Here is a 13,783-nt window from a genome sequence, read left to right as displayed (position 1 = left end):
ATTCGGTGGGCCAATTGGTGCAGCGCCACACGCAATTCACCAGCCATGAGCCGCTGATCTTGCCGCACCCACCGGGACTGTACATTGTTGAGGCCCGAAAGGGAGAGAGCGCGGTAAGAGCGAAGGTGGTGGTGAGGTAGTCTCCGTTGTGGGTTGCTTTGGGTGGTTGTGACCCACCCCGTCCCCGGATTTTGAGTTTGTTTTTATACTTCATACTTGTTATGAAAGTGCCAATCTATTTTAGGACGGGAGAAGGCAAAAAACACACCCCTAACCCCTATGGGAGAGGGGAATGGGTGAGCCGCCGGGAGCGGCGGGATGTAAAATTGAATTCATTTTTGGTACTTTGAGAACTTTATTTCGTCGGACAGGATTTCGTCCGCGAAACGGAAAAGTGATATTCTGCCAATGTTATACGCGCACCCTTCCCTCGAGATGGAAGGGCCGGGGATGGGTCCACCAACCCGGCCAAAAATACCGCCTATTTAACCTGGCGCTTACCGGAAGGAATAGCCGCGGAAAATGATGTACTTTCGGTGTACAATGCGCAAGGTGCGGTGGTTCGCACCAAAAGGCTCAACGGACAGGTGGGTATTGAAGAAATCAACCTTTCTAACTGTTTGGCCGGAGCGTCCTTGCACAAGGGAGACCTTATATTCGGCATCACTTTTCGTTTTCGCGAATACAATCAGATTTAATTCCATTGCCCTGTGTGCCCCACGCGCTCCGCTTCATCTGCTATCTTTGTAGAAACCAATATCCTCTTCCGATGAGACTTTTACTCCTCTTTTCTGCGGTTTGTTTTTGGCTGGGAGCGAAGGCTCAAAGCTATTTCCCGCCTATTCAGAACCTTGAATGGGAGACACTTGACCCAGAAGAGCTCAATTGGTGTCCGGAACAGGTTGAAGCATTGTATGACTTGCTGGATGAAAATGACACCAAAGCTTTTATTCTCCTTAAAGACGGCAGAATTGTTCTTGAGCAATACTTTGACAACTTTACGCAACTCACCCCGTGGTATTGGGCTTCGGCGGGTAAAACTCTTACGGCGGCACTGGTGGGCATTGCGCAAGAGGAAGGTTTGCTCGACATCAACAACCCCGTGAGCGACTATCTTGGTGAGGGATGGACAAGCTGTGACAGTCTGGAGGAATCAGCCATTACCGTTCGTCATCAACTTACCATGACCACCGGACTGGATTACAATGTACCCGATCAAAACTGCACAGAGCCGATTTGCCTGACATGCCTCAGTGAACCAGGCAGTTTCTGGTACTATTACAACGCCCCGTACACCCTGCTAAAAGATGTGATCGAGAGCGCTACGGGTCAAACCATCAATCAGTACAACAGTTCCAAGGTGCAAAGCATTACAGGGATGACAGGCTCTTTCTTTACCATTGAAAGCAACAGCAACGTGTACTTCAGCAATGCACGCAGCATGGCGCGATTCGGGTTGTTGATTGCCAACGAAGGCCTGTGGAACGGCACAGCCGTAATGGGCGATGCCGATTACTTCCAGAACATGGTCACAACCTCTCAAGGTCTTAATGAAGCGTACGGTTACCTGTGGTGGCTCAACGGCACCAGCACATTTATGGTACCCGGCACCCCATTCGTATTTCCCGGTATGCTCGTGCCCGATGCACCCGCCGATTGCATCGTGGCAGCCGGAATGAACGGACAGTTTATCAACGTAGTGGCGTCCGAAGGCTTGGTTTGGGTTCGTATGGGTGAGGCACCCGGAAATGAGCTGGTTCCTTTAATTCTGAACAATTTAATCTGGCAAAAAATCAATCAGCTTGAGTGCACAACCAACGTTGCGGAAGTAGGCGGCTCTGTTGCGCTCGACCTATATCCCAACCCAACGACAGGCATCTTGCACATGGGTGAATCCGGGCACCATTTTTCCGGTGATGCTGAGGCCTTGATTCTGGATGCATCGGGTAAAGTGGTCATGACGGTGAAGCCCAGCGAAGGCATCACGAGTGTGGATGTCTCAGCATTGCCTGCCGGCACGTATCTCGTGCGCTTGCAAGACCGAAACGCTGCCTACACCGGGCGCTTTGTAAAGCTATAAGTCGGGACTGCTGCAAACCAAAAGTGCATTGGCTTGTTCTCTATGGAAAAGGCCGTAATTTTATGGTCCACAAACCCGGAAGCCATGTTCATCAAACGCATCCTTACCTATTTGAATCCAGCCACGATGTTTCAAAAAAGTGAGCACAATTTCAACACGCGCATGATGCACGGTATCAACCGCATCTCCATTTTTGTGTTTCTGTTTTGTCTCGTGGTGATGCTCATCAAGTTCCTCTAGGAGAAACCAAGAGCAGTGTTTGCAACTACCCGCGTATTAGTTTCGGGGTGGTTTGGGTGTTTTGAACTTTGCAGGGTCGTTGTAGGGGCCGTCCTTTTCCTTTTTGCTTCTGCGGAAATCTACATTTTCCTCGTACAGCCATTTTCCCTTTTGCAAGCGGTACCCGTGAAAAGTCTGCTGTGGAACGTAATGTGCAAACTGCCCTTCCAGTGATGGGTGCGTGGGCGCGAGGTGGTCAAACACAATCATCCCGATGTCGTCGTAGAAATTGAGGCTGAAAACTGCATCCCGGCTGTAGTCAAAAGCCAGCCGCTTGTCCGCGCGCTTTCCCTGCTCAAAAACAGGTAGTCCAATTCGCGGCCTGTTCCCTTGAAAATAAAGTACATCCACTACTTTGCGGTTCGTGATTTCACCGGCTTCTTCAAAACCAAAAAGCAGGTAGTAGTCGCGTGGTTTGGCAGATACATGCACCACGTTGTAAATAAGCGAACCCGGCCAGTTTTTCTCGCTTACACTGCGGCCCGAAGTCATGTCGCCCTGATGTTGCTCAAGCGTCCAAACCTGGTTCATTTGCTTTTTTCGGTCGTGATAAACCAATACACATCCGTATTGCGCCGGTTCATCTCGCAGCGGCGTCATCCAGCTAAAAACACGCAAACCTTTACCTGTGGCAGGATGAATGGCCATGGCGCGAACTTCATTGAAAGGGTAGAGAAAAACATCCTCTTTCAGCAAAGCGCGCCGCAACAGATTTTCCAGCGACTGATGGGCATCCGATCGTTCAATATTACTCCCGGCATTGTTAATCACCTCCAGATAATGGTTTAACGAATCGGCCACGACCGCAGGCGACTGCGCCCAAAGCGAAGAAGGCGGCCATAGAGCAAGCGCGGCAAAAAGTACAAGGCAGCGAAAAGTCATAAGAGCACAACGGAGGGTGTGCCTCAAAAGTATGCAATATCCGGGCCGTAGCAGAAAGGTCTCTACGAATGAGACTAAAGGTGCATGAACTCTTTTTTCTTCATGAGCTCATCTTCGCTCTCGCGGAAATCGGGGTCATCCACGCAGCAATCTACCGGACAAACCGCGGCGCATTGAGGCTCATCGTGAAAGCCCACGCACTCTGTACACTTATCGGTCACAATGTAGTACACATCCATGTTCACAGGCTCCTGCTCTTCGTCGGCTTCATAGCTATTGCCCATGGGTGTGGTCTGTGAACCAGAAAGAGAGGTTCCGTCGCTCAGTCTCCAGTTCTCTCCTCCCTCGTATATTGCGTTGTTCGGACACTCGGGCTCGCAAGCCCCGCAGTTGATGCATTCGTCCGTAATCATTATCGCCATGACACAAAAATCAATTAGGTTGTTTTAGCTTTGCAAATATAGACAATCGAACGTTTCTCACCTAAATATGGTATCGCTCGTTATGCAATGGGAACAACGCGCAGAGGTTTTTGTTCAGCTCGGTAAAGTGCTTGGTTGGGTGGCCGAAGATGCTGCCTGGCCGGGCTTTGAATCAGGGCTTGGCGAAGGAGAATACACTGAATTGAAAGACGCTGTTTTGCGCGCCCAACAGCACAACGGGTGGTTCACACCTACTGAGGTGAAGCGCGCATTTGAGGCATGGGCCAAACAGCTCACCGCTGAAAATCTGCGGAGTTGGCTGGAGCCTTACAGCAAAGACCTTAATCCTGATAAAAGTCTGAATATAGGTATTGTCATGGCGGGTAATATTCCGTTGGTGGGGATGCACGATCTGCTGTGTGTGCTTATGGCCGGACACCACGCCATTGTGAAACCCGCATCTGACGACCACGTGCTGATGCCCGCCGTAGTGCGAACCATGGCGCATTTTTCGCCCGACCTGGCAAACCGCGTCACTTTTGCGAGCAAGCTCAACGATGCCGGCGCCTTTATTGCCACAGGAAGCAACAATACCACCCGCTATTTTCAGCAGTACTTTGGGCATTATCCGCACATCATTCGCGGTACCCGCAATTCCGCGGCTGTGATTGACAGCTCCTTTACCGATGAAGACCTCCGTGCTCTGGGCGAAGACGTATTCAGCTACTTCGGGCTGGGCTGCCGAAACGTATCGAAGTTGTTTTTGCCCGAAGACTTCGATATTGACCGTTTTTTCAAGGCCATTTACCACTATCACCCGATCATCAACCATAACAAGTACGCCAACAACTACGATTACTACAAGGCGCTTTACCTCATGAATCGCGAGTCTTTATTGGACAATGGTTTTTTGTTGCTGCGACCCGATACCATGCTGTACAGCACCCTGGGCACCCTCCATTTTGAGCGATACAGCAACAAGGAACAGGTGCTCCAAAATCTTCAAGACCGAAAGGAAGTACTTCAATGTGTGGTAGGAAAAGCCCCGTGGCTTAAAGACTGCATTTCCCCGGGAACGACGCAGCAGCCCGGATTGGCAGACTACGCCGATGGCATTGACACGATGGCTTTCCTTACAGGTACAGAATTACGGAACAAACTCAAAACAGCCTAAATCAGGCCCTGTACGGGTATTTCCATTGATATCGAGCATACTCGGTTGAAAGGGCACGTTGGGAGAGGTGGTTCCTTTTCCGATAGCGAAAGCGCCCGGTGCAAGCTTGAAAATTCTCTCAAATACATTGGCGAAACCCGGCGCTTCGTTCACAAACACTTCGTTTCCAAAATACTCATTGTAATCAAAATCTTCCTGATTGTAGCGCAGAATGCTGTGCTCAAAGGTGATGTCTATGTTCACCCCTTCCTCGTCGAACACCAGCTCCACCTCATTCTCGTTGTTTCCGAAAAAGATACAGTTGCTAAAAGTGGTGTTTTCAATGGAGCGCACCTGCAACACGCCAGGAGGATTCTGGTAAGCGTTGGTCAGTAAAAGCAATGGCGACTGACGGGAACTGAAGGTCCAGTAGTTGGCAAAAGTGCAATGATTGAAATTGTACTCGCCGCCTCCGCTTACGGCAAAGAGGTGCTGACCACTGTTGTAAATGAGATTGTTTTGCGCATCAATACGGTAATTACGCCCCAAAACTCCTATCAACGAGGTGTTGTAAATACGGCAATTCTCAAGAATCAACTTATTGCTGCTGGTAGGGGCCGGTTCGTTTCCTCCAAAAGGCAGCGTTTCTGCCTGAATGCCAATAAAACTGTTGCGGATGATGACATGCCTGAACACGTTGTTGTTTGGGCCTTCGTTGATCCAGATTCTATCCCATTGCCCGGGTTGGTCCTGGTAAAAAGGCTCCAGTCGGTCGCCCTGAAAAACAATGGGCTCTTCCTGGGTTCCTTCGGCTTCAATCCAACCATCCTTAAAGACCCACAACCCGCTCCCGTCGTGAAGAAAAATGCGCGTACCCGGTTCTATAATCAGGTGATCACCCTCATCCACAACCGCATAACCGTAAATCACGATGGGTTTCTCACTGGTCCAGATGGTGGTGCCGCCGGGTTCAGGGTTGATGATGCGGTAAGGCGGCAATCCGTTGGTTGGAAAAACATTGGGCGTGTAGAAGATGGCATCCCATCCCCAGGCCAGCAAATTCACATGTTGAACATTGCCGTTGGTTTCGAAGCGAATTCGGTCTTGCACAAATGGGTGTAGCGAATCGGAAGGGTCAATGGTAACCTGCACAAATATGAAGATACTGTCGCGACCATAAATCTCTACATCTTCAAACACATCGCCCGGCAAACCGTTCACGTTGATGCGGTACTGGGAAGCCTGCCCACCCAACAATTGAATACTCGACACCTTGACAGCCTGCCTGTTGCGATTGTACACCTTGAGCATACGTGTAGTACTCCCAATGGTGTTAAAAATGGTATCAAACAGAACGGTATCCATCGAAAACTCGAGCACAGCATTCGGGTCATCTGTAAAATTTTGCTTGCGGCACTGGCTCTGGAGCAATCCAATAAGCACAACCACAACCAATAACCAAGGTGTTCGCATCGAAGTTTTCATCGCTGGGGGCTGCTAAATTCCGCTTATTTTAGGAGTCGACCAAAGCCCTAACGAAAAAAGCGCTTATTTCGTCCACCATTTCCTGAAAAAATCACTTTGAGCATTGGAAAGATTCATTACCTTTGCACCCCCTAATGAAGAAATCATGAAAAAAGACATTCATCCCTCAAACTATCGCTTCGTTGTTTTTAAAGACGTAGGAAACGATTACACGTTCCTCGGAAAATCAACTGCGGACTCGAAAGAGACCATCAAATGGGAGGATGGCAACGAATATCCACTTATCAAAGTGGAGATTTCGCACACCACACACCCTTTCTTCACTGGTAAAATGCAGCTGGTTGATACCGCCGGTCGTGTTGACAAATTCAACAAGCGCTACGCCAAGTGGGGTAAAAAAGAAGACAACAACCAGGAGTAGTCCTGATTTAATCATATTCCGGCCCCGAAGCAGTAGAACTGATTCGGGGCTTTTTGTTTTCCGGCCTCGACGGTCTTTCATACCTTTAGCAACATGAACATCATCCTCTTTGACGACAACCGACATTTGGATTTAAGGCCGCTCACCTACACACGCCCCATAGGCGACCTGCGATTGGGCATCTTGCGCATCCACGAAAAATGGTCGCGCAGGATGAACGCCGAGGTAAGTTTCCTCACCATGCCATATCTCATGGAGCGATTTCCGATACGAAAGGCCAACGATAACATTCTGATCAACGCCGCGGTGCTTCCCAACAACTCACTTTGCGATGCCATTGGCTCACTGGGCAGCAAGCAAGTACTACTCAATCCCGACGGAGCAATCGTTGCCATGCACATTCCCAAAGAAATGCTGGACGGCATAAGCCTGAACCTGTATATGAAGCTGCTCGAAGACATGGCCCACAGCCTTCAAAAAGAAGTTTTTCGCAGCCAGTTTGACGCACTGCACAGATGCTCTGACATTTTTGCCTTGAACGAAAAAGAACTTCAAGCCGATTTTGATTTGCTCTGCGCGGGGAGAACCTCGGCCGACCTCTCTGGTGATAACCGGATACGCGGTGAGCAGTTCTTTGCCGAAGAAGAGGCCACGGCATACGGAGCCATTTTTAACGCTACAAGCGGCCCTGTTTACCTGGCGAATAACAGCGAAGTGATGGAAGGCGCTACCGTTCGCGGTGGGCTTGCTCTCTGCGAGCACGCCACGCTGAAAATGGGATCCAAAATATACGGCCCCACCACCATTGGCCCGCACAGTAAAGTGGGCGGCGAAGTGAACAACTGCGTGATTCAAGGCTACACCAACAAAGGCCACGACGGCTTTATCGGGAACTCTGTGATTGGCGAATGGTGTAACCTGGGCGCAGATACCAACACCTCCAACCTCAAGAACAACTACGGCGAGGTTAAAACATGGAGCTACCGCGACGAGGCGCTCACCCCTTCGGGACGCCATTTTGTGGGACTCACCATGGGCGACCACAGCAAATGCGGCATCAACACCATGTTCAATACAGGTACTACGGTAGGAGTATTTGCCAACGTGTTCGGTACGGGCTTCCCACCGAAGTTCATTCCCTCCTTTGCGTGGGGTGGCCAGACGCCATTCGAAACCTATGAGCTCAACAAAGCGTTGGAGGTAGCAAAGGTGGTGATGAGCCGACGCGACATTGAACTTTCAGCAGCCGATGAAAACATCCTGAAGGAAGTTTTTGAACTATCGGCGCGCTACCGATCGTAGAACACCTCTTGGCACGGCTATTGACCCATTGGCCTACCACGCAAAAATGCTCCCAACACGGGCGCTAAACTGACAATTTGACTGAATAGCATCAACCCTATGAACGACTTTTTATTTGACGGCCCATTTCACATTATGCAAGGCGGCGAGAACGAAACAGAGTTTATTCCGCTGATGACTTCCGAAGAGGAAGCCGAAATGCAGAACCTCGATACTCCTGCCGAATTGGCCATTCTTCCACTACGCAATACAGTACTTTATCCGGGCGTGGTGATTCCCATTACAGTGGGACGTGATAAATCCATTAAACTCATCAACGAGGCCTACCGCAAAAAGAAATTAATTGGCGTGGTGGCCCAAAAGGCCCTCGAAATTGAAGAGCCCGCTTTTGAAGACCTGAATAGCGTGGGTACCGTGGCCGCCATTATCCGGTTGCTCAAAATGCCCGACGGAAACATTACGGCCATTATTCAGGGTAAGCACAAATGCGAAATGACTGAGCTGGTGCGCGAAGAACCCTACATGGTAGCGCGTGTGAAGAAGGTGAAAGAGGCCATGAAAAGCCCCAACAACGAGCATTACCAGGCGCTGATGAGCTCGCTGAAAGATTTATCGCTCAACATCATCAACCAATCACCCAACATTCCGAGCGAGGCCGGCTTTGCCATTAAAAATATTGAGAGCCTGAGCTTTTTGGTGAATTTCATCTCCTCCAACATGAACGCATCGGTGGAGGAAAAACAAGCCATCCTCGAAACCGGCGACCTCTTTAAACGCTGCGAAATTGTGCTCAAGCACCTCACGCGAGAGATGCAAATGCTGGAGTTGAAAAACGACATCCAGACAAAGGTCAAAATTGACATGGATCAGCAGCAGCGCGAGTATTTCCTTCACCAACAGATGAAAACCATTCAGGAAGAACTGGGTGGCAATCCGCAGGAAGAAGAAATTCAGGAACTGGCGGCGCGCGGCGAAAAAAAGAAATGGAGCGACAAAGTGCGCAAAACTTTTGAAAAAGAGCTTGATAAGCTTCACCGGATGAATCCTCAGGGCGCCGAGTACTCGGTGCAACTCAACTACATTGAAACCCTGCTCGATTTGCCTTGGCAGCAATACAGCAAAGACAAATTTGACCTGGCACGTGCACAGCGCATTCTGGACCGCGACCACCACGGACTGGAAAAAGTAAAAGAGCGCATCCTTGAACACCTGGCTGTACTCAAACTCAAAGGCGACCTCAAGGCCCCGATTCTTTGTCTTTACGGCCCTCCCGGGGTGGGTAAAACCAGTCTCGGTAAATCAGTGGCCGAAGCCCTGGGCCGGAAATACGTGCGTATGTCGCTGGGTGGCGTACGCGACGAAGCCGAAATCCGCGGCCACCGCAAAACATACATCGGCGCAATGCCCGGCAGAATTCTCCAAAGCCTGAAGCGCGTAGGAACAGGCAACCCGCTCTTTGTACTGGATGAAATTGACAAATTGGGCCGCGATTTTCACGGTGACCCTGGATCAGCGCTGCTCGAGGTCCTCGACCCTGAACAAAACAGCACCTTCTACGACAATTACGTGGAAATTGAATACGATCTCAGCAAAGTGCTGTTCATTGCTACGGCCAACTCACTGGCTCCCATCCCCCCTGCCTTGCGCGACCGGATGGAAGTCATTGAAGTGAACGGCTACACCGTTGAAGAAAAAATTGAAATCGCCAAAAAACACCTGCTTCCCAAGCAGTTCAAGGAAAATGGCGTGAAAAAAACCCAATTGCGGGTTACCGACAAGGTGTTGGAAAAAATCATTGAGGAATACACCAACGAAAGTGGTGTGAGAACGCTGGAAAAACGCATTTCAAAACTTGTGCGTCAACGTGCCAAGAATATTGCCCTCGATGAGGAATTTGAGCCTGCTGTAAAACCCGAAGACCTGACCAAAATACTGGGTCCGGCACACGCCAAAGACAAGTACCAGAACAACGACGTGGCCGGTGTGGTAACAGGATTGGCATGGACACCCACCGGTGGCGACATTCTATTCATTGAGACCAGCATTACCCGTGGCAAAGGCAAGCTCACCCTCACCGGAAACCTTGGCGACGTGATGAAGGAATCGGCCATGATTGCGCTGGAATACCTCAAAGCCCACAGTGAGAAATTAAACCTCGACTGGGAGGTATTTGACAAGTGGAACATCCACGTGCACGTGCCCGAAGGCGCTGTGCCTAAGGATGGACCCTCGGCCGGAATTACCATGCTTACAGCGATGGCCTCTGCCTTTACCCAACAAAAAGTGAAAAAATACCTCGCCATGACCGGTGAGATTACGCTGCGCGGCAAGGTGCTTCCCGTGGGAGGTATCAAGGAAAAAATCCTGGCGGCGAAGCGCGCCAACATCAAGGAAATCATCCTCTCCAAACACAACCAAAAGGACATTGAGGATATCAACCCGAAATACCTCAAAGGCCTCACCTTTCACTATGTGGATGAAATGATTGAAGTGGTGCAGCTGGCTCTTCTGAAGGAAAAGGTGGTGAATGCCCTGAAAGTAGCCTGAGGAATTTGAGAATAGGGCCATCTTTTTGCGGGTCAACCAAAATAAGTATCGCTATCTTGCGTTCCGTTTTGGAATGAACCCCTGATGCGGCTTAAAACCTCCATCCTTTTGTTAATCAGCCTTTATGGGCTTGGCGATGTAGCCGCACAAGGCAGTGGCCAGAACGCTTTTGTATCGAGTAACCTTATTTTCTCGGCAAGGATGGGCGCACTGGGAGCCAATGGTTTTGCGATAAAGGACGGCGACCTCAACCTGGGCACTTTCAACCCGGCTTTGCTCGACGAACAAAACCACAACCAGTTTTCGTTCAGTTATATCAACTACCTCAGCAATATCAACTACGGTCAGGTGGCCTACGCGCGTCACCACGAAAAAATCGGAACCATTGCGGCATCGGTGAACTACCTCAGCTACGGACAGTTTACAGAAACCAATCCTTTTGGCGACGAAACCGGAAGCTTCAATGCCGGCGAGTACATCGTAAACCTCGGCTATTCGCGGCCCATTGACTCGCTCTTTACCTTCGGTGCCAACGCCAAGTTTTTTTACGGGCAGATGGCTGAGTTCGTATCTACCGCGTTGGCTGTTGATCTTGCAGGGGTGTACCACAATCCGCGCATCAATACTACGGTGTCGCTCATGATGCTCAACATCGGTGCACCACTCAGCTACTATACCGACAACGACCGGCCCAACATGCCGTTTGAAATTCAGATGGCCATTACCCACAAGTTGAAAAATGCCCCATTCAGGCTGATGATGGTGGTTGAAAACATGCAGCAATGGGAGCTTGTGGAGGAAGACGAAAACACCGAACAGCGCGACCCGCTTACCGGCGAAATTATCAATGTGAGCCAGAACACTTTTGGCGAAAACCTGATGCGGCATCTTGCTTTCGGCGTGGAAATTCTCATCGGCAAAAACATGTTTTTGCGAGGCGGTTTCAACTACCGGCGACGGCAGGAACTCAAAGCTCCCGATATCACTGGATTGGCGGGCATTTCTTTTGGCTTTGGTTTACGTGTTCACAAATTCCATCTCAGCTACGGCCACAACACCTACTCACTGGCCGGCGCATCCAATCACCTCACCATTACCACGCGGTTTTCTGATTTCGCAGGGAAGAATTAGCTTTGGCCATCAAACCGAAGCCGTGCAGAAAATAAACATCGCCATTGACGGGTACTCCTCCTGCGGAAAGAGCACCCTGGCCCGCCAACTTGCCGAAAAGCTCAATTACATCTACATAGACTCCGGAGCAATGTACCGTGCCATAACCCTCCACGCCCTTCAATTGGGTTGGCTGCACGACGACGGTTTTGAGCGCGAAGAACTCATTGTCGCCCTTCCCCACATTGATGTGCGCTTTGCCCGCACTCCTGAACAAGACAAGGCTCTGATTCACCTGAACGGAAAGCCGGTGGAGCACCTGATTCGCGAAATGAGGGTTTCCGCCAGGGTGAGCGAGGTGGCAGCAGTGCCTGAGGTGCGCTACAAACTGGTGGAGCTTCAGCGAGACATGGCCCGCGAAAAAGGCGTAGTGATGGACGGAAGAGATATAGGAACCAACGTATTACCCGATGCTCACCTGAAACTCTTTATGACTGCCGACCCCATGGTGCGAGCAGAGAGGCGTTTTAGCGAACTGAAAGAAAAAGGAATGCAGGTGAGCCTGGACGAGGTGCACCGCAATCTGCTGCAGCGCGATGAGGAAGACTCCAACCGCATGGTCAATCCGCTTCGCCAGGCCGAAGATGCCATTGTGATTGACAACACACACCTTACGCTGGAGGGGCAATTTCAAAAAGCGCTGAACCTCGTGAAGGAAACTATTCAGGCTGCATAAGGGCCTCTTCCACAACACTATCAATTTCGCGGGTATCCTCAAAATAGGAAAGCACCTTGTGCAACACCCTGTCCACCACGGCATCAGGGCATGATGCTCCGCTCGTGAGAATGATGGTTACCGGGCGGTGGTCGGGAAGGTAATTCTCCGTGCGCAACTTGATTTTTTCCAGGTAGTTGAAATGGTTGATGGCGTGCCCTGACTCAATTTCAGACTCTGAGTTGATGAAATACGTGGGGAACTTTTCTGCGCAAAGCTCAACCAGGTGCGAGGTGTTGGAGCTGTTGTAACCACCCACCACAATGGCCAGATCGGCATCTTTCTCTAGCAAGCCGTATGTTGCCTGTTGGTTATCGTTGGTGGCGTAGCAAAGCGTATCGCGGGTATCCGCAAAGTGGTCCTGAATGGTCTCCGCTCCGAACACTTCGATGGCCACATCTTTGAAAAAATCGGCGATGGCCTGCGTTTCGGTCGCCAGCATGGTGGTTTGATTCACTACGCCCACTCTTTGAAGATGCACGTCGGGATCAAAACCCTCTGACACACATGCTGAGAAATGTTTGAAAAACTCTTCGGTGCTTATCTCGCCCCGCATTTTGGCTGCTACGAGTTTGGCCTCTTCCATGTCGCGAATCACGAGCGAAGGTGCCGTGGTTTTGCTGTGCGAAAATGTAGCCCGCGTTTCCTCGTGCTTGCGCTTGCCGTGGATGATGACCGTGTAATGGTCCTGACCAAGCTTGCGTGAGCGGTTCCACACTTTTTCCACAAAGGGGCAGGTGGTGTTGTAGCTTTGCGTTTCGATGCCGATGGCAGCGAGTTTGTTTTCAATTTCGATGGTGGTTCCGAAAGCCGGAATAATCACGATGTCATCGGCTTTGAGCTCACTCCAGTCTATAATCTGATTGCCTTCGGTGTCCATGATAAAGCGAATACCCCTTGAGAGTAAATCGTTGTTTACCTCCGGATTGTGAATCATCTGGCTGAGGAGAAAAATGCGTCGGTCGGGGTTTTCGTCCAGGGCTTTGTAGGAGATTTCGATGGCGTTTTCTACGCCGTAACAAAACCCAAAATGCCGTGCAATGTAAAAGCGCACCGGACCAAAATCGAGCAAGGTAGGCTCAAAATCCTTTTTCCGCGGGTCACGTATTTTTCTGGCTTCCTTAATTTTACCAATCACTTCGGACCGGTAGATAGTGGGTATCTCAAACTTTTTCATGGTATCTGCCTAAGCAACCACAAAGTTAGCCTTTTGTTCCCACACGCGTTCTATCGAGATTTACTTCCCTCAGAGTCCTCTGCGAGTGACTCTGAGGGGGTAAATCGTCTAATTGGCTAATCGTCTAATCGGCCAATCGGCTTATTGTCT

The 13,783-nt window shown here is 50.2% G+C and carries 13 protein-coding genes; 9 read left to right on the top strand and 4 right to left on the bottom strand.

The features are described 5' to 3' along the window. The 3 genes from EA392_08600 to EA392_08590 form a co-directional block, all read left to right on the top strand. The coding region (locus tag EA392_08600) for a T9SS C-terminal target domain-containing protein (protein ID TVR38838.1) at positions 1 to 140 on the top strand (140 nt) is incomplete at its 5' end. A 629-nt stretch (positions 141 to 769) separates the two neighbouring features. Next, complete coding sequence (locus EA392_08595) at positions 770 to 2,080, top strand: T9SS C-terminal target domain-containing protein (GenBank protein ID TVR38837.1); 1,311 nt, start codon at positions 770 to 772, stop codon at positions 2,078 to 2,080. Positions 2,081 to 2,122: 42 nt separating this feature from the next. Beyond that, positions 2,123 to 2,320 carry a hypothetical protein gene (locus EA392_08590; GenBank protein ID TVR38836.1) on the top strand — a complete coding sequence of 66 codons (198 nt, stop codon included), beginning with the start codon at positions 2,123 to 2,125 and terminating at the stop codon, positions 2,318 to 2,320. Positions 2,321 to 2,356: 36 nt separating this feature from the next. Here EA392_08590 and EA392_08585 read toward each other — a convergent pair whose 3' ends face one another. Together EA392_08585 and EA392_08580 are read right to left on the bottom strand one after the other, a co-directional pair. Next, positions 2,357 to 3,241 (bottom strand): hypothetical protein, encoded by an 885-nt coding sequence (locus EA392_08585; GenBank protein ID TVR38835.1) that lies wholly within the window; start codon positions 3,239 to 3,241, stop codon positions 2,357 to 2,359. Positions 3,242 to 3,315: 74 nt separating this feature from the next. Next, on the bottom strand, positions 3,316 to 3,663 hold the full coding sequence (locus EA392_08580) for a 4Fe-4S dicluster domain-containing protein (GenBank protein TVR38834.1): 348 nt from the start codon (positions 3,661 to 3,663) through the stop codon (positions 3,316 to 3,318). A 67-nt stretch (positions 3,664 to 3,730) separates the two neighbouring features. Between EA392_08580 and EA392_08575 the strand changes: the two genes are divergently transcribed. Further along, the gene (locus EA392_08575) at positions 3,731 to 4,837 is read left to right on the top strand and encodes an acyl-CoA reductase (protein ID TVR38833.1); all 1,107 of its coding nucleotides are present in this window, start codon (positions 3,731 to 3,733) and stop codon (positions 4,835 to 4,837) included. Here EA392_08575 and EA392_08570 read toward each other — a convergent pair. Further along, positions 4,811 to 6,289, bottom strand: coding sequence for a hypothetical protein (locus EA392_08570; GenBank protein TVR38832.1), 1,479 nt, complete (start codon positions 6,287 to 6,289; stop codon positions 4,811 to 4,813). The genes EA392_08575 and EA392_08570 overlap by 27 nt on opposite strands. A gap of 157 nt (positions 6,290 to 6,446) precedes the next feature. Between EA392_08570 and EA392_08565 the strand changes: the two genes are divergently transcribed. From EA392_08565 to EA392_08545, 5 genes are all read left to right on the top strand, one after another. Continuing rightward, a complete protein-coding gene (locus EA392_08565) occupies positions 6,447 to 6,722 on the top strand; it encodes a type B 50S ribosomal protein L31 (GenBank protein ID TVR38839.1) in 276 nt (91 codons plus the stop codon). Positions 6,723 to 6,815: 93 nt separating this feature from the next. Beyond that, on the top strand, positions 6,816 to 8,024 hold the full coding sequence (locus EA392_08560; GenBank protein ID TVR38831.1) for a glucose-1-phosphate thymidylyltransferase: 1,209 nt from the start codon (positions 6,816 to 6,818) through the stop codon (positions 8,022 to 8,024). Positions 8,025 to 8,123: 99 nt separating this feature from the next. Beyond that, positions 8,124 to 10,571 (top strand): endopeptidase La, encoded by a 2,448-nt coding sequence (lon, locus tag EA392_08555; GenBank protein ID TVR38830.1) that lies wholly within the window; start codon positions 8,124 to 8,126, stop codon positions 10,569 to 10,571. 84 nt (positions 10,572 to 10,655) lie between these two features. Continuing rightward, complete coding sequence (locus EA392_08550) at positions 10,656 to 11,702, top strand: hypothetical protein (protein TVR38829.1); 1,047 nt, start codon at positions 10,656 to 10,658, stop codon at positions 11,700 to 11,702. A 22-nt stretch (positions 11,703 to 11,724) separates the two neighbouring features. Further along, the gene (locus EA392_08545; protein TVR38828.1) at positions 11,725 to 12,417 is read left to right on the top strand and encodes a (d)CMP kinase; all 693 of its coding nucleotides are present in this window, start codon (positions 11,725 to 11,727) and stop codon (positions 12,415 to 12,417) included. On the opposite strand, the gene EA392_08540 is transcribed toward EA392_08545, so the two are convergent. Continuing rightward, complete coding sequence (locus EA392_08540) at positions 12,401 to 13,633, bottom strand: 4-hydroxy-3-methylbut-2-enyl diphosphate reductase (protein ID TVR38827.1); 1,233 nt, start codon at positions 13,631 to 13,633, stop codon at positions 12,401 to 12,403. The genes EA392_08545 and EA392_08540 overlap by 17 nt on opposite strands. Positions 13,634 to 13,783 lie beyond the last annotated feature (150 nt).

It is taken from the genome of Cryomorphaceae bacterium (assembly GCA_007695365.1).
Taxonomy (GTDB): domain Bacteria; phylum Bacteroidota; class Bacteroidia; order Flavobacteriales_D; family SKUL01; genus SKUL01.
The sequence above is the reverse complement of the archived record's forward strand: the minus strand, read 5'-3'. Positions and strand labels throughout refer to the sequence as shown.

What these genes read in the sequence shown, in the direction of transcription:
- EA392_08595 (TVR38837.1), top strand. Translation starts at nt 770, where the DNA reads ATGAGACTTTTACTCCTCTTTTCTGCGGTTTGTTTTTGGCTGGGAGCG.
- EA392_08590 (TVR38836.1), top strand. Translation starts at nt 2,123, where the DNA reads ATGGAAAAGGCCGTAATTTTATGGTCCACAAACCCGGAAGCCATGTTC.
- EA392_08585 (TVR38835.1), bottom strand. Translation starts at nt 3,241, where the DNA reads ATGACTTTTCGCTGCCTTGTACTTTTTGCCGCGCTTGCTCTATGGCCG.
- EA392_08580 (TVR38834.1), bottom strand. Translation starts at nt 3,663, where the DNA reads ATGGCGATAATGATTACGGACGAATGCATCAACTGCGGGGCTTGCGAG.
- EA392_08575 (TVR38833.1), top strand. Translation starts at nt 3,731, where the DNA reads ATGGTATCGCTCGTTATGCAATGGGAACAACGCGCAGAGGTTTTTGTT.
- EA392_08570 (TVR38832.1), bottom strand. Translation starts at nt 6,289, where the DNA reads ATGCGAACACCTTGGTTATTGGTTGTGGTTGTGCTTATTGGATTGCTC.
- EA392_08565 (TVR38839.1), top strand. Translation starts at nt 6,447, where the DNA reads ATGAAAAAAGACATTCATCCCTCAAACTATCGCTTCGTTGTTTTTAAA.
- EA392_08560 (TVR38831.1), top strand. Translation starts at nt 6,816, where the DNA reads ATGAACATCATCCTCTTTGACGACAACCGACATTTGGATTTAAGGCCG.
- lon (TVR38830.1), top strand. Translation starts at nt 8,124, where the DNA reads ATGAACGACTTTTTATTTGACGGCCCATTTCACATTATGCAAGGCGGC.
- EA392_08550 (TVR38829.1), top strand. Translation starts at nt 10,656, where the DNA reads ATGCGGCTTAAAACCTCCATCCTTTTGTTAATCAGCCTTTATGGGCTT.
- EA392_08540 (TVR38827.1), bottom strand. Translation starts at nt 13,633, where the DNA reads ATGAAAAAGTTTGAGATACCCACTATCTACCGGTCCGAAGTGATTGGT.